Origin of the sequence: Paucibacter hankyongi (genome assembly GCF_037482915.1) — a bacterium.
GTDB classification, from domain to species: Bacteria; Pseudomonadota; Gammaproteobacteria; order Burkholderiales; family Burkholderiaceae_C; genus Paucibacter_A; species Paucibacter_A hankyongi.
Genome location: NZ_JBBHJX010000007.1, coordinates 1 through 19,639, shown reverse-complemented (window position 1 = coordinate 19,639; position 19,639 = coordinate 1). Strand labels below are relative to the sequence as shown.

Sequence of the window (19,639 nt, the reverse complement as noted above, 5' to 3'; positions counted from 1 at the left end):
TCCCAGTCGTGATCAACAAGCTGAAGGCGCGCAGCGAGAGGGTTAGGCCTCAGCCAGCGTGGCCTAAGCTCACCCCCGCCCCATCTCCTGCAACAAGCTCCTCACCTTGGTGGTGATGATGTCCACCGCCGGGCCGTTGGCGCCGTGGGGCAGGATCACGTCGGCATTGCGCTTGGTGGGTTCGATGAACTGCTTGTGCATGGGGCGCACGGTGTCCATGTACTGGCTCACCACGGACTCGGTGCTGCGACCCCGCTCTGAAATGTCGCGCTGCAGGCGGCGGATGAAGCGCACGTCCGAGGCGGTGTCCACATAGATCTTCAGCGACATCATGTTGCGCAGCTTGGTGTCGTACAGCGCGAACAGGCCTTCCACCACGATGATCGGCGCGGGGTTCACGGTGATGGTGTCGCTGGAGCGGTTGTCGGCCGCGAAGTCGTAGACCGGCATGGCGATGGCCTCGCCCTTGCGCAGCGCCGCCAGGTGCTGGGTCATCAGCGGCCAGTCAAAGGCATCCGGGTGGTCGTAGTTCTGCTTGCGCCGGTCTTCCGGCGGCATGTGGGATTGGTCGCGGTAGTAGTCGTCTTGCATCACCACCGCCACGTTCTCCGAGCCGATGGCAGCCACCACCTGGCGCGTCACCGTCGATTTGCCGCTGCCGCTGCCGCCTGCGACACCGATGACAAAAGGTTTGTGGGTAGATTTGGGCATGGGGTGGCGCTGCGGCAAGAAGGGACGGGGCCTGCGAATTGGCAAGCGAGAGAAGGGCCAGATTTTATGAGGGCCGAGGGAGGCGCTTTGGGTTCATGCGGCCTATTCCGTCCCTCATGCCGGCGCCACGCTCCAGCTGAATTCAAGACGGAGAACAAAAAAGCCAGCGGCCCTGAGGACGCTGGCTTGCTTGGCTAGTGAAGCAGTGTCTGGAACTTAGATCAGTTCCACACCCATGGCAGTGGCCTCACCACCGCCGATGCACAGCGCGGCCACACCGCGCTTCAGGCCGCGATGTTTCAGCGCGCCCAGCAGGGTGACCAGGATGCGGGCACCGGAAGCGCCGATGGGGTGGCCCAGGGCGACGGCGCCGCCGTTGACGTTGACGATCTCGTGCGGCAGCTTGAACTCGGCCATGGCAGCCATGGTCACAGCGGCGAAGGCTTCGTTGACTTCCCACAGATCGACGCTCTTGGCGTCCCAGCCGTTTTTCTTCAGCAGCTTGTCGATAGCGCCGACCGGGGCGGTGGTGAACCACTCAGGAGCGTTGGCGTGCACAGCGGTGCCGACGATGCGGGCGATGGGGGCCAGGCCCAGCTTGGCGGCGGTGCTTTCACGCATCAGCACCAGGGCGGCGGCGCCGTCGGAGATGGAGGACGAGGTGGCGGCGGTGATGGTGCCGTCCTTCACAAAGGCGGGCTTGAGGCCGGCGATCTTGTCGAGCTTGGCCTTGAAGGGCTGCTCGTCGCGGCTGAAGACGGTGTCCACGCCGCGATTGCTGACGGTGACGGGTGCCATTTCCCAGGCGAAGCTGCCGTCTTCATTGGCGCGCTTGGCGCGCTCGGTGGAGGCCACGGCGAAGGCGTCTTGCGCTTCGCGGGTGAAGCCGTACTTGGCGACGCAGGTTTCGGCAAACACGCCCATGGCCTTGCCGCGCTGGTAAGCGTCTTCCAGGCCGTCCAGAGCCATGTGGTCGTACATCTGCGCGGCGCCGTACTTCACGCCCTTGCGCGCGAACATCAGGTGCGGGGCGTTGGTCATGGACTCCATGCCGCCGGCGATCAAGATGTCGGCGCTTTCGGCCTTCAGCGTGTCGTGGGCAAACATGGTGGCGCGCATGCCAGCGCCGCACATCTTGGACAGGGTTACGGCGCCGACCGATTGCGGCAGACCGGCCTTGAGCACGGCCTGCCGTGCCGGGGCCTGGCCTTGGCCGGCCATCAGGCAGTTGCCGATGAAGGCTTCTTGGATGGCGTCGCCGGGCACGCCGGCGCGCTCGACCGCGGCCTTGATGGCAACCGCGGCGAGTTCCCAGGCTTGCAGGCCGGCGAAGTCGCCCAAGAGGCCGCCGATGGGGGTGCGAGCGGCAGAGACGATGACGATGGAATCAGACATGGTGAAAGCTCCTGGTTTATTGAACGGAAAGATCGTGATGGCTGGCCGCCATCAAGGCGGCGCCATCGACGGTGGGTGGTGATGCGGGCGTCAAGCGACTTTGCGCATGGGCAAAGCGTTTGTGAGGGTCGTAGGGAAAGACATCGTGCACATGGCCATTCAGGATGCGCAGCTTGTGCTGTTGCCAGTAGTCGGCATCGAGCAGATCGGCGTGGTGGCGCATAAAGAGTTCGCGCACGCCGGGGTGCCCGAGCAAGAAGGGGCCGAAGGTCTCGGGGAAGACATCGCGGGGGCCCACCCGGTACCAAACCTCGCCCGACATTTCTTCTTCCTCATTGCGCGGCTCGGGCACATAACGGAAATTGCAATCGGTCAGGTATTCGATTTCGTCGTAGTCGTAGAACACGACCTTGCCGTGGCGAGTGACGCCGAAGTTCTTCCACAGCATATCGCCGGGGAAGATATTGGCGGCCACCAGGTCCTTGATGGCATTGCCATATTCGATGACGGCATGCTCCATCTGCTGCGGGGTGGCCTCGTGCAGATAGATGTTCAAGGGCACCATGCGGCGCTCGATGTAGACATGTTTGAGCACCAAGTCATCGCCTTGGATCTCCAGCAGGCTGGGGCAAAAGTGCTTCAGCTCGGCGACCAACTCCTCATCAAACCGATGGCGAGGAAATGCAACGTTAGAGTATTCCAGCGTGTCGGCCATGCGGCCGACGCGGTCATGCTGCTTGACCAGCAGGTACTTGCTCTGAACAGACAAGCGACTGGTGTTTTCCTTTTGCGCCGGGAAGAAGTCCTTGATCAGCTTGAACACAAAGGGGTAGCTGGGCAGATCGAACACCAGCATCACCATGCCTTTGATACCCGGGGCGATGCGGAATTTGTCGGACGAGTGGCGCAGGTGATAGAGGAAGTCGCGATAGAACAGGTTCTTGCCGTGCTTTTGCAGGCCGATGGCGCTGTAGAGCTCGGCGCGCGGCTTGCGCGGCATCATCGAGCGCAGGAACTGCACATAGGCGCTGGGCACTTCCATATCGACCATGAAGTAGGCCCGCGCGAAGCTGAACAGCATCAGGAGGTCGTCTTCGCCAAACAGGGCCGCATCGATGTAAAGCAAGGGCTTGCCGCTTGCGGGCGCAACGGGATCGGCTGGCTCCCGATGCAGGATGGGCAGCGCAAACGGCGTCTCGGTAAAGCCGTTGATGATCTTGCCGACCAAATAGGCACCCTTGTTGCGATAGAAAAGGCTGGACAAGACCTGGATCTGAAAATTGGTGCGCCAGCGAAAGTCGCCCAACTGCTTGCGCACGGCATTCAGCACCAAGTCGACATCGCGGTCCAGGTCCTCAAACTCCAGCTCCAGCTGGAAGTTGGTGACCACGCGGCGCATGGTGTTGTGCAGGTTTTCGCGCGTCGGGTAATAGGCGCGGTAGGTCGGCTTGGCAGCCAACTCTTCGTTCTCGATGTACTCGGTGGACACCGCCGGCCGTACAAAGATGAAGTCGTTGTGGAAGTAGCTGTGGTGCAGGATGCGGGTGCAGACCGAGTTGAAAAAGGTCTCGGCCAGCTCGGGCTGGTGGTGGTTGGTCAGCAGGCCGATGTAGTGCAGCTTGACCTGCTGCCAGACTTCCATCGGCAGCGAACTGGCCTGGTAGCGCTCTTCCAGCAAGTCGATCGCTTCGTCGACGCGCTTGTCATAGAACTCGATCCGCTCGCGCTGGGCCCGCTGCTGGCCATGCCAGTCGGCCAACTCGAAGCGCCGCTTGGCCTCGGCGCTGGTGGCGCGGAACAAGCGGTAGTGACGATTGAAGCCGCCCAACATGGTCTGGGCGATCTCAAACGCTCGCGAGTCTGTCAGCTTCTGCGGGAACATGCGCAGTCCTTGTCGGCGGGGCTTGAGGAGTTGTTCAGCCGGTCGACTGTAGCCGTTGGCTCTCGTAGCGCTGCTTGACCGCGCTCAAAGCACGCTGGAATGCGGGGCCAACCTGATCCGCCGAGGCCGCGGTGATGCGCAGGTCTTCCAAGAGCCCGTTGTGCAGGCCGTAAACCCAGCCGTGTACGACGATCTCTTGCCCGCGCGCCCAGGCGTCTTGCACGATGGTGGTCTGACAGGCGTTGCGTGCTTGCTCCAGCACATTCAACTCGCACAAGGCGTTGACGCGTTGCTCGATGTCCAATTGGTCCAGCCACTCTTGGTGATGGTTGCGCACGTCTTGCACATGGCGCAGCCAGTTGTCGACCAAGCCGGTGCGGGCATCCAGCAGCGCGGCCTTGACGCCGCCGCAGTTGGAGTGACCAACCACGATGATGTGCTTGACCTTGAGCGCGTCCACCGCGAACTGCATCACCGAGAGGCAGTTCAAGTCGGAGTGCACCACCACATTGGCCACATTGCGGTGCACGAACAACTCGCCCGGCAGCAGATTGACCAGCTCATTGGCTGGCACGCGGCTGTCGGCGCAGCCAATCCACAGGTATTGCGGGGTTTGCTGCTTCAGCAGACGAGAGAAGAAACCGGGCTCACGCGCTTCCGTGTCCGCAGCCCATTGCTTGTTGCTGTCCAGCAGCTCTTGAAGTTCGGTGCTCATGGCGTAATTGTCAGGGGATCGAATGACAGCTGGCTTGCGGGCGAGACTGGATGCCGATACGCCGCCCACACCACACGGTCAATCAAGTGCCCGGCCTTGAAGGCGCTTTGCGGCAACTGCGCCTCCAGCGTGTAGCCGGCGCTGCGCGCCACCGCTTGCGAGCCCTGGTTCCAGGCAAAGATGCCCGCACAGAGCCGGTTCAGATCGGGCAGATTGGCCCAGGCCCAGGCGGTGACCAGACGCAGCGCTTCACTGCAGATGCCGCGCCGCCAAAAGGCTTGGCCAATCCAATAGCCGATCTCGGCATTGCAGCGCAGCCAACCCGACTGCGCCTCAAAGCCAATGCAGCCGATGATTTGACCGTCGACCTCGATGCCCCAGACATGTCCACAATCGCGCCACCCGCTGCCACACCAGGCCTCGGCGTCCGCCAAGGTGTAGGGGTGAGGAAAGCCGTCGAGAAGATTGCGCCAGACCTCCACGTCATCGGCATGCCGAGCCAAGGACGGCGCGTCGCCCAGGCGCAATTCGCGCAACAAGCAATGCTTGCCTTGCAGCGGTGGGATCTGGACCTGGGCTTCGGTCATTACATCGTTTCGGCAAACAGCTCGCGGCCGATCAGCATGCGGCGGATTTCCGAAGTGCCTGCGCCAATCTCATACAGCTTGGCATCGCGCCAGAGGCGGCCCAGCGGGTATTCGTTGATGTAGCCATTGCCGCCGAAGATCTGCACGCCCTCGCCGGCCATCCAAGTGGCTTTCTCGGCCGTCCAGAGGATGACCGAGGCGCAGTCCTTGCGCACCTGGCGCACGTGTTCAGCGCCCAGCAGGTCGAGGTTCTTGGCCACGGTGTAGGCAAAGGAGCGACCGGCTTGCAGCACGGTGTACATATCGGCCACCTTGCCTTGGATCAGCTGGAATTCGCCGATGCTCTGGCCGAACTGCTTGCGGTCGTGGATGTAGGGGATCACGTTGTCCATCACGCTTTGCATGATGCCCAGCGGGCCGCCGGTCAGCACCGCGCGTTCGTAGTCCAGGCCCGACATCAGCACCTTGGCGCCGCCGTTGACAGCGCCCAGCACGTTCTCGGCCGGCACTTCCACGTTTTGGAACACCAGCTCGCCGGTGTGGCTGCCGCGCATGCCCAGCTTGTCGAGCTTTTGCGCAATGCTGAAACCGGGCATGCCCTTCTCAATCAGGAAGGCGGTGACGCCGCGCGCGCCCAGCTCGGGTTCGCTCTTGGCGTAGACCACCAGGGTGTCGGCGTCGGGGCCGTTGGTGATCCACATCTTGTTACCGTTGAGCAGGTAGTAGCCGCCCTTGTCCTCGGCCTTGAGCTTCATGCTCAGCACATCGGAGCCGGCACCGGGCTCGCTCATGGCCAGGGCGCCGACATGCTCACCCGTGATCAGCTTGGGCAGGTACTTGGCTTTTTGCGCTTCGTTGCCGTTGCGCTTGATCTGATTGACACAGAGGTTACTGTGCGCGCCGTAGCTCAGACCCACCGAGGCGCTGGCGCGGCTGATTTCTTCCATGGCGATCATGTGGGCCAGATAGCCCATGTTCGCGCCGCCGTACTCTTCGCCGACGGTGATGCCCAGCACGCCCAGATCACCCATCTTGCGCCACAGGTCCATGGGGAACTGGTCGGAATGGTCGATCTCGGCCGCGCGCGGCGCGATCTCGGCCTGCGCAAAGTCGCGCACCGCATCGCGCAGCGCGTCGATGTCTTCACCAAGTTGGAAATTCAGGCCGGGCAAATTCATGGGTGTCTCCAAGATCTCTAAATTGGGGTCAGAGTCATTTATTGAGGCGATATTGAGGCGAAATTCGCCCGCGCGATGCGCTCGGCGCAGGCTCTCGCTGCACCGAGTCATCGTATCGCCGGGTCGGCTTTCGTGCCAATTGACGTTTACGTAAACGTCAATTGATCCGCAAATTCTAATCGCAAGCCAGGGGTGGGCGATAGCTTCAATGCCAAGCCAGCAGCAAGCGCCGGATCAGCGGGTGCGCCACCTTTTTGTCGGCGCCAATGGCGAAGAAATTCTCTTGCACGCCCTCGCAGTCGCCGACCCGCGTCAGGTCGTAGCGCGACAGCAGCTTGTCCTCCACCAACTCGGTGGCCGGGAACACCCCCATGCCGCCGCCGCCAAAGGTGGCCAGCAAGGCGCTGTCTTCAAACTCGCCGACGATGCGCGGCTTGACGCCGACGCGCTCGAACCATTGGTCGATGCCGGCGCGCACAGCCGCATGGGTGGTGGGCAGCAAAACGGGCACTTCTGCCAATGACTGCGGAAAGTTCGTCCGCGCCGCCTCCACCAAGGTCGGCGGTGCATACCAGGCCATGGCTGAGGCGCCCAGCGAATGGCTGTAGACCTTGAGATTGGGGTTGGCAGGCGCCGCACGGTCGGCCAGCACCACATCGAGACGGTGCAGCGCCAAGTCGCTCAAGAGCCCCTCGAACTGGTCTTCATGGCAGAGCAGGCGCAGGCCGGGGTCGTCCATCACCGGCAGCAACAGGCGCCGCACGGCTAGCTTGGGCAGACCGTTGGAGATGCCCACCGCCAGGCGCACCGAGGGCGTGCTGGCGGCGTCGCGCACCAAGGCCGGCAATTGCTCGCCCAACTGAAAGATCTGATCCGCCTGCCGCAGCGCCGCTTGCCCGGCTTCCGTCAAGACCACGCCGCGCCCGGCGGGCTTGAGCAAGGCAAAGCCCAGCGCACGCTCCAACTCCCGCACCTGAGTGCTGACGGTTTGCACCGCCATGCCCAGGCGCTCGGCGCCACGCGTCAGGCCGCCCTCCTTGGCCACCACCCAGAAGTAATACAGATGCCGGTAGCTGTAGTTGGTGCTCATGCTGCGCCCTTGGTTAACTACGTTTTTTCAGAAGTATTTTTCAATGATTATCTGCTTTTTCAATTTACGTGCTCTACCTATGCTTCAGCCACCCTCAACCCGCCAGGAGTTTTGATATGCAAGTCCATTTCGAATCCAAAGACGCTTCGGCGCTGGCTCTTCGCGATGTCGCCGCCGAGCGACTGCGCTTTGCCATGCGACGCGTGGCCTTGAACGTGCCACTGGCTCGGGTGCAGATGAGCGATGTGAACGGGCCGCGCGGCGGCATCGACAAGCGCTGCACGCTGGAGTTGCGCACCCATGGAGCCGGCACGCTGGTGATCGTGGCCACCGCCCGAGCGTGGCGCGCGGCCTTCGAGGCCGCACTGGCCCGAGCGGCACACGCCCTGGTGAAAGCCTGGCAGCGCAGCCGCAGCCACCCGCGCAATGACAAGCGCCTGTTGGCTGAGCCTCGCTGATAGCGCCCAGCCCCACCCTCATCAAACATTGAACACAAGGACGAACTTCATCATGGAAACCCAAAACAAAAGCTATGCCATCAGCGCGAACAGCGAGATGAACTCCCACCTGGGCGGCCATCAAAGCGCCAGCCTCAGCGAACGCCACAGCCCCGCCGTAGCGCGGGTGCTGCGCAACACCTACGCCCTGCTGTCGATGACGCTGCTGTTCAGCGCCGCCGTGGCCGCCGCAGGCGTGGCCTTCAAACTGCCGGCTCCAGGCCTGATCCTGACCTTGATCTTCAGCTTCGGTCTGCTGTTTGGCATCCACAAGCTGCAAAACAGCGGCTGGGCGATTCCTGCCGTATTCGCCTTCACCGGCTTCATGGGCTACAGCCTGGGCCCGGTGCTGGCCAAGTCGTTGGCGCTGCCGGGCGGCGCGCAAACGGTGATGCTGGCCTTGGCCGCCACCGGCGCGACCTTCCTGGCGCTCTCGTCCTATGTGCTGGCCACCAAGCGTGACTTCAGCTTCATGGGTGGCTTCTTGTTCGCCGGCATGGTGATCGCGCTGCTGGCCGGCCTGGGTGCGGTGTTCCTGCAGATCCCGGCGCTGGGCCTGGCGGTTTCGGCCATGGTTGCGCTGCTGTCGGCGGGCCTGATTCTGTTTGACACCAGCCGCATCGTGAACGGAGGCGAGACCAACTACGTCATGGCCACGGTGGGCCTCTACCTGTCGATCTTCAATCTGTTCAGCAGCTTGATGGCCTTGTTCGGCTTTGGCAGCTCTGACGACTAAGCCCTATTTTTGAAAAGCGAGACTTCCATGAAATGCCCTCGATGCCCCGCCACCACCTTGCTGCTCAGCGAGCGCCAAGGCGTTGAAATCGACTACTGCCCCGACTGCCGCGGCATCTGGCTGGACCGCGGCGAACTCGACAAACTGCTCGAGTTCGCCGCAAGCAACGCCAATCAAGCATCTCGCCGTGCTTCAGGACATGCCGACTTTGAAGACTCCGACTACGGCCCAGCCCCGGTTCGCCACGGCAACCAAGGCCACCGTGGCCATGAAGTACACGGCGGCCCGGTACAGCGCCGCAAGAAGTCTTGGCTGAACGACTTCTTTGACTGAAAGGCCGCTCGATGAATCAACTCGCTATCGGCCTGGCCTTGCTCGCCGTCGCCATCTTGTATGGCGCCTATTTCGAATACGCCGCGAAGAATCAGCGTGACGCCGGCTTGCTGGCGGGATTCGGCGGCGTCGGCCTGGCCGGCAGCCTCGCGGCCTTCCTGATCTGATCCAAACACTAGCAAGAAGTAAGTACCACTCTCATGCGTCCCTACCCCCGCAACAGCCCGCAAGCGGCCGCCCGCATCCTGTCTTTGGCCGCCCTGGCCGATGGCAGCCTCTCGCCCGTCGAGTTAGCCACGCTCGAACAGATCGATGCCTACGGTCAACTGGGCCTGCATCCGCTGCAAATGCAAGAGGTGATGCGCGGCTTGTGCACGGACCTGCTCAACCAGGCCCGCCTGACGCAGTCCAGCGTCTGCGCCATCGATCCGGACACCTTGAGTGAGGTGCTGGCCGAAATTGATGACGCCCAACTTCGACTGACCCTGCTGCAACTCTGTGTGGCCGTGATCGAAGCCGACGCCTGCATCGAGGCCGGCGAGTCCTTGGTGCTCTTGGCCGCGCTGGAGCAATGGGAATTGCATTGGGCCCTGAGTGATGCGGCAAGTCGCCCTGTCAACGCACTGGCCCACTGAATCAACAAAAGCCGCTCACCATGACCCAAGCCCTGTCCGAGCGCCTGAGTCGCGCCGCTGCCGATTTGCCGCCCGACAGCGTCACGCTGCAAACCCTGGCCGCCGCCCATGGGCCGGCCGCTCAAGGCACGCTCTTGATCCTGCTCTCGGCGCCTTGCGTGCTGCCGGTGCCGGGCGTCGGCAGCGTGCTCGGTTGGGGCTTGCTGGCGATTGCGATTGCGCTGTGGCGCCAAGACCCCTTGCAGCTTCAATCAAATGCCCAATTGCCGACCAAGGTGGCGGACATTCAATTGCCAAGACTCTGGGCCGAGCGGGTCTTGAAACTGCTGGCACGCTTTTATGGCGCCGCTGGCCGCATGGCGCGTACCCGCATGACTCATCTGACCGAAGGCGGCGCGCAGCGCTGGCTGGCAGCAAAAGTCGGCCTGATGGCCATCTTGATTGTGCTGCCCATTCCTCTGGGCAACCTCTTCCCCGCGATCTGCTTGATGCTGGTGGGCATGGGACTGGTGGCGCGCGATGGCCTGGCCATTCTGGCCGGTAGCGCGATGGCGGCCGTCTCGGTGCTGTTCAGCGTGGCGGTCTTGGCCGCCGGCTGGATCTGGGGCTTGGAACTTTGGGGCTTGATCGCCAACTTACCCACACAACTCATGGGTTGACTCGAATCCCCGGACAATCGCGCTCTGCACGTCAAAACCAAATGAAAGAACAAGCGCGATGCAGAGCTTCCTCGACCCCGCCATCCTCTTTTTCGTGTTCGGCATCCTCGCCGGCGCGCTCAAGTCCAACCTCGAAATCCCGCCGCAGATTTCGAGGTTTTTGTCCCTCTATCTCTTGATGGCCTTGGGCCTGAAAGGTGGCTTCGCGCTCGCCAAATCAGGCCTCACGCACGAAGTCAGCATCAGCCTGGGACTGGCCTTGCTGCTGGCCGTTCTGGTGCCCGCCATCGGCTATTTGATTCTGCGGCGCTGGCTCTCCGGTTTTGATGCCGCGGCGATTGCAGCCACCTACGGTTCGGTCAGCGCGGTCACCTTCATCACTGCGGTGCAGTTCCTCGATACCCATGGCATCGCCTACGGCGGCCATATGGCGGCGGCCATGGCGCTGATGGAGTCGCCCGCCATCATCATGGCAGTGCTGCTGGCCAATTTGGTGCGCCGTAAAGAGGCCGCCAAAGCCGGCACCGCTGCAATCAGCGCGCCCGGCCCCTTGTCCAAGGTGATGCACGAAGCCCTGACCGACGGTGCTCAACTGCTCTTGATCGGCGCCATGCTGGTCGGCATTCTCAGCGGCGAGGCCGGCAAGTCGGCGATGCAGCCCTTCGCCGGCGACTTGTTCAAAGGCATGCTGTCCTTCTTCTTGCTGGACATGGGCCTGCTGGCCGCACGTAATATGGGCAAGCTGCGCAGCCAGCCGCCGCTGCTGATCGGCTATGCCTTGGGCGCGCCTTTGGTGCACGCAGGCCTAGCGTTGAGCCTGAGCGTGTTGTGCGGACTGTCCACCGGCAATGCCGCCTTGTTGATGGTCTTGGCGGCCAGCGCCTCTTACATCGCCGTCCCGGCGGTCGTGCGCCACGCCATCCCGGAGGCCAATCCCAGCCTTTACTTCGGCATGTCGCTGGGGCTGACCTTCCCCTTCAACATTCTGCTGGGTATTCCGCTGTATGTGAGCGTGGCTCAGCGGGTGATCCCCAGCTGAGCCAGCGAGCGGCGCTTAAAGGAATCGCTCGAGAATCTTCTTCGACGGGCGATCCAGGGCAAAGCGGTCTTGCACCATCAGTTGCAGGCCGTGGCTGCTGGAGATCAGCAGCCGCCCCTCGCCCAAGCGGCGAATGTCTTCTTCGGTCTTCAGGATGAAGCGGGTTTCGCCGCGGTCGGTCTCCACCGTCCATTGACTGGGGGTGGAGAAGGTTGAGACTTCCTTGATGCGCTGAATCATGGGCACGAACTCGCGGCTGGCCAGCTCAGCCGTCAGCAGCTCGCGCTCAGTCGCCGGCAAATCGCTGAGCCGGTCAATCCAGGCCAGCTCATGGCCATCGCTGCCCAGCAGCGAAATACCTTCATCCGGCGCCGAGATCGGGTGGGCTCGCACCACATTGATGTCGCGGTGCTCCTGGCCCTGCAGATCGGTCAGCACCAGGCGGCCAAAGGCATTGCGCGAGAGTTTCTGAAAAATCGCCATGGTCTTGTTCTCACTCATGCTTGAGCCGTGTGGGCGTTCAGATTGGGCAGCATCGGCGGCACCTCATCGCCATCGGCATCCACGCGACGGGCCTGCGCCTCATACAAGCGCCAGTAGGCGCCCTGCTTGGCCATCAGCTCGTCGTGCGGGCCTTCTTCGACCACTTGGCCGCGGTCCATCACCACCAAGCGGTCGGCCTTGCGCAGCGTGGACAAGCGGTGAGCAATCGCAATCGTGGTGCGGCCCTTGACCAGGTTGTCGAGCGCCTTTTGGATCTCTTTCTCGGTCTCGGTGTCCACCGAAGAAGTAGCTTCGTCGAGGATCAGGATGCGCGGGTCGATCAGCAAGGCGCGCGCAATCGAAATGCGCTGACGCTCGCCGCCGCTCAAGCCTTGGCCACGCTCACCGACCAGCGAGTCGTAACCCTGAGGCAGCCGCAAGATGAACTCATGCGCATGGGCAGCTCGCGCGGCGGCGACGATCTCTTCGCGAGTCGCGTCGGGCTTGCCGTAAGCAATGTTCTCGGCAATGGTGCCGAAGAAGAGGAAGGGCTCTTGCAGCACCAGGCCGATATGGCGGCGGAAGTCGGCCACCGCAATGCGTCGCAGATCGATGCCGTCGACGCGGATGCTGCCTTCGGTCACGTCATAGAAGCGGCAAATCAGGTTCACCAGCGTGCTCTTGCCCGAACCGGAGTGGCCGACCAAACCAATCATTTCACCGGGCTTGATGTCCAGGCTCAGGCCGCGGATCACCGCGCGGTTGCCGTAGCGGAAACCGATGTCATGGATCTGCAAACCGCCGCTGATTTTGGGGCTGGGCACCGGATTCGTCGGCTCCGGCACATTGGACTGGTGATCCAAGATGTCAAAGATGCGCTTGGCGCCTGCGGCCGCTTTTTGAGTCACCGACACGATGCGGCTCATCGAATCCATGCGGCCATAGAAGCGGCCGATGTAGGCGATGAAGGCGGTCAAGACACCGACCGTGATGTCTTGCTTGGACACGAGGTAAATACCAAACGCCCAGACCACCAAGAGCCCGAACTCGGTCAACAAAGACACCGTCGGAGTGAACAAGCTCCAGGTCTTGTTCAGCTTGTCATTGACCTTCAAGTTGTTGGCATTGGCATCGCGAAAGCGCTGCGCCTCGCGCTTTTCTTGCGCAAAGGCCTTCACCACGCGGATGCCGGGAATGGTGTCGGCCAGCACCGAAGTCACCTCACCCCAGACCCGGTCGATTTTCTCGAAGCCGGTGCGCAAGCGGTCGCGCACGCGGTGGATCATCCAGGCAATGAAGGGCAGCGGCAGCAAGGTCACCAGCGCCAGCCAGGGGTTGATCGAGAACAAAATCGTGGCCGTCATCAAGAGCATCAAGACGTCGGTGATGAAGTCCAACGCATGCAGGGACAAGAACACGCTGATGCGGTCGGTTTCTGAGCCGATGCGGGCCATCAAGTCGCCGGTGCGCTTGTTGCCGAAGTACTCCAGCGACAGGCTCAGCAAATGATCAAAAGTGGCGGTGCGCAAATCGGCCGCAATGCGCTCGGAGGCCAGTGACAGCAAATAAGTCTTGGCCCAGCCCAGCAGCCAAGACACCAGGGCCGCGCCAAACAGGCCGCTCAGAATCAGCGCCACCAGCCAGGGGTCGATCTGTTGACCGTTCTGGAAGGGGATCAAGACCCGGTCCATCAGCGGAATGCTCAGGTACGGCGCCACCAGCGTGGCCGCCGTCGAACCCAGCATCAGGGCAAAGCCGCCCAGCAACTGCGCTTGGTAAGGTTTGGCAAAACGGCCCAGACGCAACAAGACCCAAGTGGAGGGCGGGGTGTGAAGCTCGCGGTCGCAGGTCGGGCATTCCTCGCTCTCCGGCGGCAGCGGGGCCTTGCAGCTCGGGCAGTACTCCAGGTCTTCGGCCGTCTCGCGCGGCGGCGCGTCGCCCTGCTCGATGCGGCGCTGAAAGGCTTCTTGCCAACGCTGCGCCTGCAAATTGATCTGCAAAGTGAAGCGCCAGATCGCCAACCGGCCCTGGGCGTTGAGCAATTCCAAAGCGCCAACGCCGGCTTGGTCGGAGATTTGCATGCTCATATCGGCCTGCAAATCCCAGTCCGACCAGTTCCCGCTTGCCGGGTCCCAGGCCAGCAAGCGCCGGTTCGTCAACACCAGCAAGCCGCTGGCGAAGCGCAGCTGCGAGTCCAGGTCAACCTCCAGCGGGGCCAGGACGTTCTCCTGGGCAAGCAGCCGCGATTGACACTCCGCCCATTTCGGGTGCTGCAAGGACACTTCAACTGACATGTGAGGGTGCACTCTCGTGATAAGCCCGCCGCCCCAAAGAGACGCCAGGCAAGGTTTGACCCCCGGATTTTCACCCAGATGCAAGACAAGGCATGCAAATTGAGCCCCAGTTGGCAAAACCCGCCGCAAGCCCCGGCTCACACAAAGCCCACAAAGCTCCCCGAAACGAAGGCTCAAGTGAGCGCACAATTGCGCCCTGTCGCGCTTGACGACGCCCGGTGAACTTCACCGCGCCCCGTTGCCAAGCCAGACCCCAATTCACGCCAAAGCATGCGGCCCTGAACCGGCCCCCTCATCCATGAGCAAGAAAGAAGACATCAAGCTGTTGCGCATCAACTATTTGCGCGGCCCCAATATGTGGACATACCGTCCCGTGCTGGAGGTCTGGCTGGATCTGGGCGAGTTGGAAGACTTCCCCACCAACAAGCTGGACGGCTTCACTCCCCGCCTGACCACCGCCCTGCCGGCCTTGATCGAGCACCACTGCGGCGTCGGCGAGCGCGGCGGCTTCTTGCAGCGCCTAGAAGAAGGCACTTGGTGTGGCCATGTGCTGGAGCACATCGTCATCGAGCTGCTCAACCTCTCGGGCATGCCCACCGGCTTTGGCCAGACCCGCTCGACCAGCCAGCATGGCGTGTACCGCATGGTGTTTCGTGCTCGCGACGAGCAAGTCGCCCGCAGCGCCTTGGCCGAAGGCCATGCGCTCTTGATGGCGACCATCAACAGCGAGCCCTTTGACGTGAATGCCGCCGTGGCCCGCATCCGCGACAAGCTGGACGACTGCTACCTCGGCCCCTCCACAGCCGCCATCGTGGCCGCCGCCACCGACCGCCGCATTCCTCATATTCGCCTGAACGACGGCAATCTGGTGCAGCTGGGCCATGGCGCCCGCCAACGCCGCATCTGGACGGCCGAGACCGACATGACCAGCGCGATTGCCGAAGGCATTGCGGGTGACAAGGATCTGACCAAGACTTTGCTGAAGTCAGTGGGCGTGCCGGTGCCCGAAGGCCAAGCTGTCAAGACCCCGGCCGAGGCCTGGGAAGTGGCGCAGGATCTAGGGCTGCCGGTGGTGGTCAAGCCCAGCGACGGCAACCATGGCCGTGGCGTGACCTTGGACCTGCAAAACCAAGCCGACATCGAAGCCGCCTTCAAAGTGGCCGATGAAGAAGGCTCGGAAGTGCTGGTGGAGCGCTATATCCGCGGCAACGAACACCGCCTGCTGGTGGTGGGCGGCCGGGTGGTGGCCGCCGCTCGCGGCGAGGCCGCTTGGGTGATTGGCGACGGTCGCCAGACGGTGCGCGAACTGGTGGACCACCAGATCAACACCGACCCGCGCCGGGGCTTGACCGAAGAATTCCCGCTCAACCGCATCACCCTGGGCGAAGACCCGGTGGTGATTCTGGACCTGCAGCGCCAGGGCCTGACGCCCGAGGCGGTGCCGGATGCCGGCCGCCAAGTGCTGATTCAGCGCAACGGCAATGTGTCCATCGACTGCACCGCCGAGGTTCACCCAGATGTGGCCCATGCGGTGTCGCTGGCGGCCCGTGTGGTCGGCCTGGACATCGCCGGCGTGGACCTGGTCAGCGAAGACATTGGCAAGCCGATGAGTGAAACCGGCGCGGCGATTGTGGAAGTGAATGCCGGCCCCGGCCTCTTGATGCACCTGAAGCCCGCCGGCGGCAGCCCGCAGCCCGTGGGCAAGGCCATCATTGACCATCTGTTTGCCGAAGATGAGTCGGGCCGCATCCCGGTGGTCGGCGTGGCCGGCTCGCGCGGCACCCACACCATCAGCCGCTTGGTCGCCTGGCTCTTGCATCTGAACGGCCGCCATGTCGGCCTGGCCTGCCGCGATGGCCTGTTCCTGGGCAGCCGCCGGGTCGAGCGCCGCGCCTCCAACAACTGGGACGCTTCGCACCGCTTGCTGATGAACCGCACCGTGGACGCGGTGGTCATCGAGAACAGCGCCGCCTCCATCCTGCGCGATGGCCTGGCCTATGACCGCTGCCAAGTCGGCCTGGTCACCGATATGGGCGGCATGGACAGCTTGAGCGAGTTCGATGTGCAAACCGAAGCGCAGATGTACAAGGTGCTGCGCACCCAGGTCGATGTGGTGCTGCCCGAGGGCGTGGCCGTGCTGAACGCCGCCGAGCCCCAAGTGCTGGAAATGGCCGAGCTGAGCGATGGTGATGTGCTGCTCTACGCGCTGGACGGCCAGTTGCCCGCCTTGGTGGAACACCGCGCCAAGGGCGGTCGCGCCGTCTTCTTGCAAGGCGGCGCTGCAGTGCTGGCCGATGGTGCGTCAGAAACCGTCGGCGCCAATGTCGACGCCTTGCTGAAGCGCTTCACCGCCACGCAGACCGCCGTCGGCGCCGAAGTGGACGCCGGCATTGTGCTGGCGGCCGTGGCGACCGCCTGGGCCATGAATATTTCGCCTGAGTTGATCTCTGCAGGCATGGACACCTTCGTGCCCGAACTGGCCGCCTGACTCAAGACTGAAGTCCGAGTCCCAGCGCCCGAACACTAGATTCCCGAGGAAGAGCAAACATGGAAGTCTCTCGCACCCGCGCCCTGCGCGGCCCGAATATGTGGAGCCGCCACACCGCCATCGAAGCCGTGGTGCACTGCACGCCGGCCGAGCAGTCGATTGCCGACATGCCCGAGTTCGAGGCCCGGCTGCGCGCCCTCTTCCCCAGCATCGGCCCGCTGCGGCCAGCCAGCGCCAAGCGCACCCCGATTTCTTTGGCCCATGTGCTGGAGCAAGCCACCCTGGCCCTGCAAGCGCAAGCCGGCTGCCCGGTCACCTTCAGCCAGACCCACGTGACTTCGGAGCCCGGCAGCTACCAAGTGGTGGTCGAGTACAGCGAAGAAGACGTCGGCCGCATGGCTTTTGAAGCCGCCTGCAAGCTGGTGGAAGCGGCACGTGATGGCGGAAGCTTCGATGCTGACGCTACGCTGAAGGAACTGCGTGATCTGGACGAAGACGTGCGCCTCGGCCCCTCGACCGGTTCCATCGTCAACGCGGCCGTGGCACGTGGTGTGCCCTATCGCCGCCTGACCCAGGGCAGCTTGGTGCAGTTCGGCTGGGGTGCCAAGCAGCGCCGCATCTGGGCTGCGGAGGTGGACGCCACCAGCGCCGTCAGCGAATCGATCGCCCAAGACAAAGACTTATGCAAACGCCTGTTGCAATCGGCCGGGGTGCCGGTACCGACCGGTCGCCCGGTGGAATCGATTGACGATGCCTGGGCCGCCGCGCTGGAGATCGGCCTGCCGGTCGTGGTGAAGCCGCAAGACGGCAACCAGGGCAAGGGCGTGACCGTCAATGTGGTCACCCGCGAGCACATGGAAATCGCCTACAAGGCCGCCGACGAAATCGGCCAGGTCATGGTGGAGAAGTTCCTGCCCGGCAGCGACTACCGCCTGCTGGTGGTGGGCGACAAGCTGGTGGCGGCCGCACGCCGCGACCCGCCGCACGTGATTGGCGACGGCGTGTTGACCGTCAAGCAATTGGTGGACAAGGTCAATGCCGACCCCAAACGCGGCGACGGCCACGCCACCTCGCTGACCAAGATCCGCTTCGACGACATTGCCGTGGCGCGCCTGACCCAGCAAGACCTGACCCCGGAATCTGTGCCTGAAAAAGGCCGCCGCGTCATCCTGCGCAACAACGCCAATCTGTCCACCGGCGGCACCGCCACCGATGTGACCGACGATGTGCACCCCGAAGTCGCGGCTCGCGCCATCGCCGCCGCCCAAGTGGTGGGCCTGCATGTCTGCGGCGTCGATGTGGTGGCTGAAAGCGTGCTGCGGCCGCTGGAAGAAATCAATGGCGGCATCGTCGAAGTGAATGCCGCGCCGGGCTTGCGCATGCACCTGTCGCCGTCCTACGGCAAGGGCCGCAATGTCGGTGAAGCCATCATCTCGCACCTCTATGGCCACGGCCACAAGAGCGAAGATGGCCGCATCCCTGTGGTGGCCGTCACCGGCACCAATGGCAAGACCACGACGTCGCGCCTGATCACCCATTTTTTCGCCAGCTGCGGCCTGAAGGTCGGCATGACCAATACCGACGGCGTCTACGTGGACGGCAAGCAAATCGACAGCGGCGACTGCTCCGGCCCCAAGAGCGCCCGCAATGTGCTGATGCACCCGGACGTTGAAGCCGCCGTGTTCGAGACCGCCCGCGGCGGCATCCTGCGCGAAGGCCTGGGCTTTGACCGTTGCCAGGTGGCCGTGGTCACCAATCTGGGCGCCGGCGACCACCTGGGCATGAACTTCCTCAACACCGTGGAAGAGCTGGCCCTGGTCAAGCGGGTGATCGTGCAGAACGTGGCGCCTAACGGTTATGCGGTGCTGAACGCCGCCGACCCCATCGTCGCCAATATGGCCGGCACCTGCCCGGGCCAGATCATCTTCTTCGCGGCCGACCGTCACCACCCCTTGATGGCCACTCACCGCGCCCAAGGCAAGCGCTGCGTCTATGTGGACGGCGACATGCTGGTCGCGGCACAGGGCGCTTGGCGTGAAAACATTCCGCTGCGTGACATCCCGATCACCCGCAATGGCGCAATCGGTTTCCAAGTCGAGAACGCCATGGCCTCGGTGGCCGCCGGCTGGGGCATCGGCATCGACTGGGACACGATCCGCCGAGGCGTGGCCAGCTTCGCCAATGACGCCGACAACGCACCGGGCCGCTTCAATGTGATGGACTATCGGGGCGCCACCGTGATTGCCGATTACGGCCATAACGCCGACGCCATGCGGGCCCTGGTAGCCGCCGTGGCAGCACTTCCGGGCAATAAACGCTCGGTGGTCATCAGCGGCGCCGGCGACCGCCGCGACGAAGACATCCGCGAGCAGACCGTCATCTTGGGCTCGGCCTTTGATGATGTGATCTTGTTCCAGGATGCCTGCCAACGCGGCCGCGAGGACGGCGAAGTGCTGGCCTTGCTGCGCCAGGGACTGGAAGGCGCCGAGCGCACCAGCTTCATCGACGAGATCCGCGGCGAGTTCATCGCCATTGACTCGGCGCTGGCCCGCCTGCAACCGGGCGATCTGTGCCTGGTGCTGGTCGATCAGGTGGAAGAGGCGCTGGCCCATTTGGCAAAGCGGATCTCTGAAGGCTGAGACCGGCTCTAAGCCCGAGCGGGCGCCTGTGATCGCCTTTTTAGCTGAAGGCGGCATAGTGCCCGCAGTGGAGCTTTGTGGATGTGCATGGTGCCGATCGCCGCCGTGGGCGTAATTCCGCTCCTGTCCCCCGCCGTCGCCTTGCAGGCACCGGCTCCTCCATAACCTCGCGGAATCACACCCCCGACGCCACTCGGCAGTTCCACCGATGTGCTTCCGCGTCGAGGGAGGACGGCCGCACTGGATCAGGACGCTTGGGGGTTCTGCGACGCGAGGTG

The 19,639-nt window shown here is 63.4% G+C and carries 18 protein-coding genes; 9 read left to right on the top strand and 9 right to left on the bottom strand.

Features of this window, described 5'->3' with window-relative positions; all coding sequences use genetic code 11:
* Nucleotides 1–69 precede the first annotated feature (69 nt).
* From udk to WG899_RS12015, 7 genes are all read right to left on the bottom strand, one after another.
* On the bottom strand, nucleotides 70–711 hold the full coding sequence (gene udk / locus WG899_RS12045; protein ID WP_339595898.1) for a uridine kinase: 642 nt from the start codon (nucleotides 709–711) through the stop codon (nucleotides 70–72).
* A gap of 216 nt (nucleotides 712–927) precedes the next feature.
* A complete protein-coding gene (locus WG899_RS12040; RefSeq protein WP_339595897.1) occupies nucleotides 928–2,106 on the bottom strand; it encodes an acetyl-CoA C-acyltransferase in 1,179 nt (392 codons plus the stop codon).
* Between the two features lie 16 nt (nucleotides 2,107–2,122).
* Nucleotides 2,123–3,988, bottom strand: a complete 1,866-nt coding sequence (gene aceK, locus WG899_RS12035; protein ID WP_339595896.1) for a bifunctional isocitrate dehydrogenase kinase/phosphatase — start codon at nucleotides 3,986–3,988, stop codon at nucleotides 2,123–2,125.
* A gap of 34 nt (nucleotides 3,989–4,022) precedes the next feature.
* Entirely contained in the window at nucleotides 4,023–4,703 is a 681-nt protein-coding gene (gene can, locus WG899_RS12030) for a carbonate dehydratase (protein WP_339595895.1), read from the bottom strand.
* Nucleotides 4,700–5,290 carry a GNAT family N-acetyltransferase gene (locus WG899_RS12025; protein ID WP_339595894.1) on the bottom strand — a complete coding sequence of 197 codons (591 nt, stop codon included), beginning with the start codon at nucleotides 5,288–5,290 and terminating at the stop codon, nucleotides 4,700–4,702. The genes can and WG899_RS12025 overlap by 4 nt, the downstream gene beginning before the upstream one ends.
* Nucleotides 5,290–6,468, bottom strand: coding sequence for an isovaleryl-CoA dehydrogenase (locus tag WG899_RS12020; RefSeq protein WP_339595893.1), 1,179 nt, complete (start codon nucleotides 6,466–6,468; stop codon nucleotides 5,290–5,292). Before WG899_RS12020 ends, WG899_RS12025 begins: the two co-directional genes overlap by 1 nt.
* Before the next feature lie 205 nt (nucleotides 6,469–6,673).
* On the bottom strand, nucleotides 6,674–7,558 hold the full coding sequence (locus tag WG899_RS12015; protein WP_339595892.1) for a LysR family transcriptional regulator: 885 nt from the start codon (nucleotides 7,556–7,558) through the stop codon (nucleotides 6,674–6,676).
* A 116-nt stretch (nucleotides 7,559–7,674) separates the two neighbouring features.
* On the opposite strand from WG899_RS12015, the gene WG899_RS12010 reads away from it, so the two are divergent.
* Genes WG899_RS12010 through WG899_RS11980 form a run of 7 tightly spaced genes read left to right on the top strand, consistent with a single transcriptional unit; the run spans nucleotide 7,675 to nucleotide 11,457 of the window.
* A complete protein-coding gene (locus tag WG899_RS12010) occupies nucleotides 7,675–8,016 on the top strand; it encodes an HPF/RaiA family ribosome-associated protein (RefSeq protein ID WP_339595891.1) in 342 nt (113 codons plus the stop codon).
* Between the two features lie 52 nt (nucleotides 8,017–8,068).
* Nucleotides 8,069–8,791 carry a Bax inhibitor-1/YccA family protein gene (locus tag WG899_RS12005; RefSeq protein WP_339595890.1) on the top strand — a complete coding sequence of 241 codons (723 nt, stop codon included), beginning with the start codon at nucleotides 8,069–8,071 and terminating at the stop codon, nucleotides 8,789–8,791.
* Between the two features lie 27 nt (nucleotides 8,792–8,818).
* Complete coding sequence (locus WG899_RS12000; protein ID WP_339595889.1) at nucleotides 8,819–9,124, top strand: TFIIB-type zinc ribbon-containing protein; 306 nt, start codon at nucleotides 8,819–8,821, stop codon at nucleotides 9,122–9,124.
* A gap of 11 nt (nucleotides 9,125–9,135) precedes the next feature.
* A complete protein-coding gene (locus WG899_RS11995) occupies nucleotides 9,136–9,291 on the top strand; it encodes a hypothetical protein (protein WP_339595888.1) in 156 nt (51 codons plus the stop codon).
* A gap of 33 nt (nucleotides 9,292–9,324) precedes the next feature.
* Nucleotides 9,325–9,759: a TerB family tellurite resistance protein gene (locus tag WG899_RS11990; RefSeq protein WP_339595887.1), complete on the top strand. Its 435-nt coding sequence runs from the start codon at nucleotides 9,325–9,327 to the stop codon at nucleotides 9,757–9,759.
* Between the two features lie 20 nt (nucleotides 9,760–9,779).
* On the top strand, nucleotides 9,780–10,418 hold the full coding sequence (locus tag WG899_RS11985; protein ID WP_339595886.1) for an exopolysaccharide biosynthesis protein: 639 nt from the start codon (nucleotides 9,780–9,782) through the stop codon (nucleotides 10,416–10,418).
* 58 nt (nucleotides 10,419–10,476) lie between these two features.
* Complete coding sequence (locus WG899_RS11980; RefSeq protein WP_339595885.1) at nucleotides 10,477–11,457, top strand: sodium-dependent bicarbonate transport family permease; 981 nt, start codon at nucleotides 10,477–10,479, stop codon at nucleotides 11,455–11,457.
* A 15-nt stretch (nucleotides 11,458–11,472) separates the two neighbouring features.
* Here the strand turns inward: WG899_RS11980 and WG899_RS11975 are convergent, their stop codons facing one another.
* On the bottom strand, nucleotides 11,473–11,958 hold the full coding sequence (locus tag WG899_RS11975) for a cyanophycin metabolism-associated DUF1854 family protein (protein WP_339595884.1): 486 nt from the start codon (nucleotides 11,956–11,958) through the stop codon (nucleotides 11,473–11,475).
* The gene (locus WG899_RS11970) at nucleotides 11,955–14,234 is read right to left on the bottom strand and encodes a cyanophycin metabolism-associated ABC transporter (protein ID WP_339595883.1); all 2,280 of its coding nucleotides are present in this window, start codon (nucleotides 14,232–14,234) and stop codon (nucleotides 11,955–11,957) included. The genes WG899_RS11975 and WG899_RS11970 overlap by 4 nt, the downstream gene beginning before the upstream one ends.
* Before the next feature lie 298 nt (nucleotides 14,235–14,532).
* On the opposite strand from WG899_RS11970, the gene WG899_RS11965 reads away from it, so the two are divergent.
* Nucleotides 14,533–16,722, top strand: coding sequence for a cyanophycin synthetase (locus tag WG899_RS11965; RefSeq protein ID WP_339595882.1), 2,190 nt, complete (start codon nucleotides 14,533–14,535; stop codon nucleotides 16,720–16,722).
* 59 nt (nucleotides 16,723–16,781) lie between these two features.
* Nucleotides 16,782–19,361: a cyanophycin synthetase gene (gene cphA, locus WG899_RS11960; protein WP_339595881.1), complete on the top strand. Its 2,580-nt coding sequence runs from the start codon at nucleotides 16,782–16,784 to the stop codon at nucleotides 19,359–19,361.
* The last annotated feature ends 278 nt before the right edge of the window (nucleotides 19,362–19,639 follow it).

Bases quoted from the DNA above. Each gene is read 5' to 3' on its own strand.
- udk (WP_339595898.1), bottom strand. From the start codon at position 711: ATGCCCAAATCTACCCACAAACCTTTTGTCATCGGTGTCGCAGGCGGC.
- WG899_RS12040 (WP_339595897.1), bottom strand. From the start codon at position 2,106: ATGTCTGATTCCATCGTCATCGTCTCTGCCGCTCGCACCCCCATCGGC.
- aceK (WP_339595896.1), bottom strand. From the start codon at position 3,988: ATGTTCCCGCAGAAGCTGACAGACTCGCGAGCGTTTGAGATCGCCCAG.
- can (WP_339595895.1), bottom strand. From the start codon at position 4,703: ATGAGCACCGAACTTCAAGAGCTGCTGGACAGCAACAAGCAATGGGCT.
- WG899_RS12025 (WP_339595894.1), bottom strand. From the start codon at position 5,290: ATGACCGAAGCCCAGGTCCAGATCCCACCGCTGCAAGGCAAGCATTGC.
- WG899_RS12020 (WP_339595893.1), bottom strand. From the start codon at position 6,468: ATGAATTTGCCCGGCCTGAATTTCCAACTTGGTGAAGACATCGACGCG.
- WG899_RS12015 (WP_339595892.1), bottom strand. From the start codon at position 7,558: ATGAGCACCAACTACAGCTACCGGCATCTGTATTACTTCTGGGTGGTG.
- WG899_RS12010 (WP_339595891.1), top strand. From the start codon at position 7,675: ATGCAAGTCCATTTCGAATCCAAAGACGCTTCGGCGCTGGCTCTTCGC.
- WG899_RS12005 (WP_339595890.1), top strand. From the start codon at position 8,069: ATGGAAACCCAAAACAAAAGCTATGCCATCAGCGCGAACAGCGAGATG.
- WG899_RS12000 (WP_339595889.1), top strand. From the start codon at position 8,819: ATGAAATGCCCTCGATGCCCCGCCACCACCTTGCTGCTCAGCGAGCGC.
- WG899_RS11995 (WP_339595888.1), top strand. From the start codon at position 9,136: ATGAATCAACTCGCTATCGGCCTGGCCTTGCTCGCCGTCGCCATCTTG.
- WG899_RS11990 (WP_339595887.1), top strand. From the start codon at position 9,325: ATGCGTCCCTACCCCCGCAACAGCCCGCAAGCGGCCGCCCGCATCCTG.
- WG899_RS11985 (WP_339595886.1), top strand. From the start codon at position 9,780: ATGACCCAAGCCCTGTCCGAGCGCCTGAGTCGCGCCGCTGCCGATTTG.
- WG899_RS11980 (WP_339595885.1), top strand. From the start codon at position 10,477: ATGCAGAGCTTCCTCGACCCCGCCATCCTCTTTTTCGTGTTCGGCATC.
- WG899_RS11975 (WP_339595884.1), bottom strand. From the start codon at position 11,958: ATGAGTGAGAACAAGACCATGGCGATTTTTCAGAAACTCTCGCGCAAT.
- WG899_RS11970 (WP_339595883.1), bottom strand. From the start codon at position 14,234: ATGTCAGTTGAAGTGTCCTTGCAGCACCCGAAATGGGCGGAGTGTCAA.
- WG899_RS11965 (WP_339595882.1), top strand. From the start codon at position 14,533: ATGAGCAAGAAAGAAGACATCAAGCTGTTGCGCATCAACTATTTGCGC.
- cphA (WP_339595881.1), top strand. From the start codon at position 16,782: ATGGAAGTCTCTCGCACCCGCGCCCTGCGCGGCCCGAATATGTGGAGC.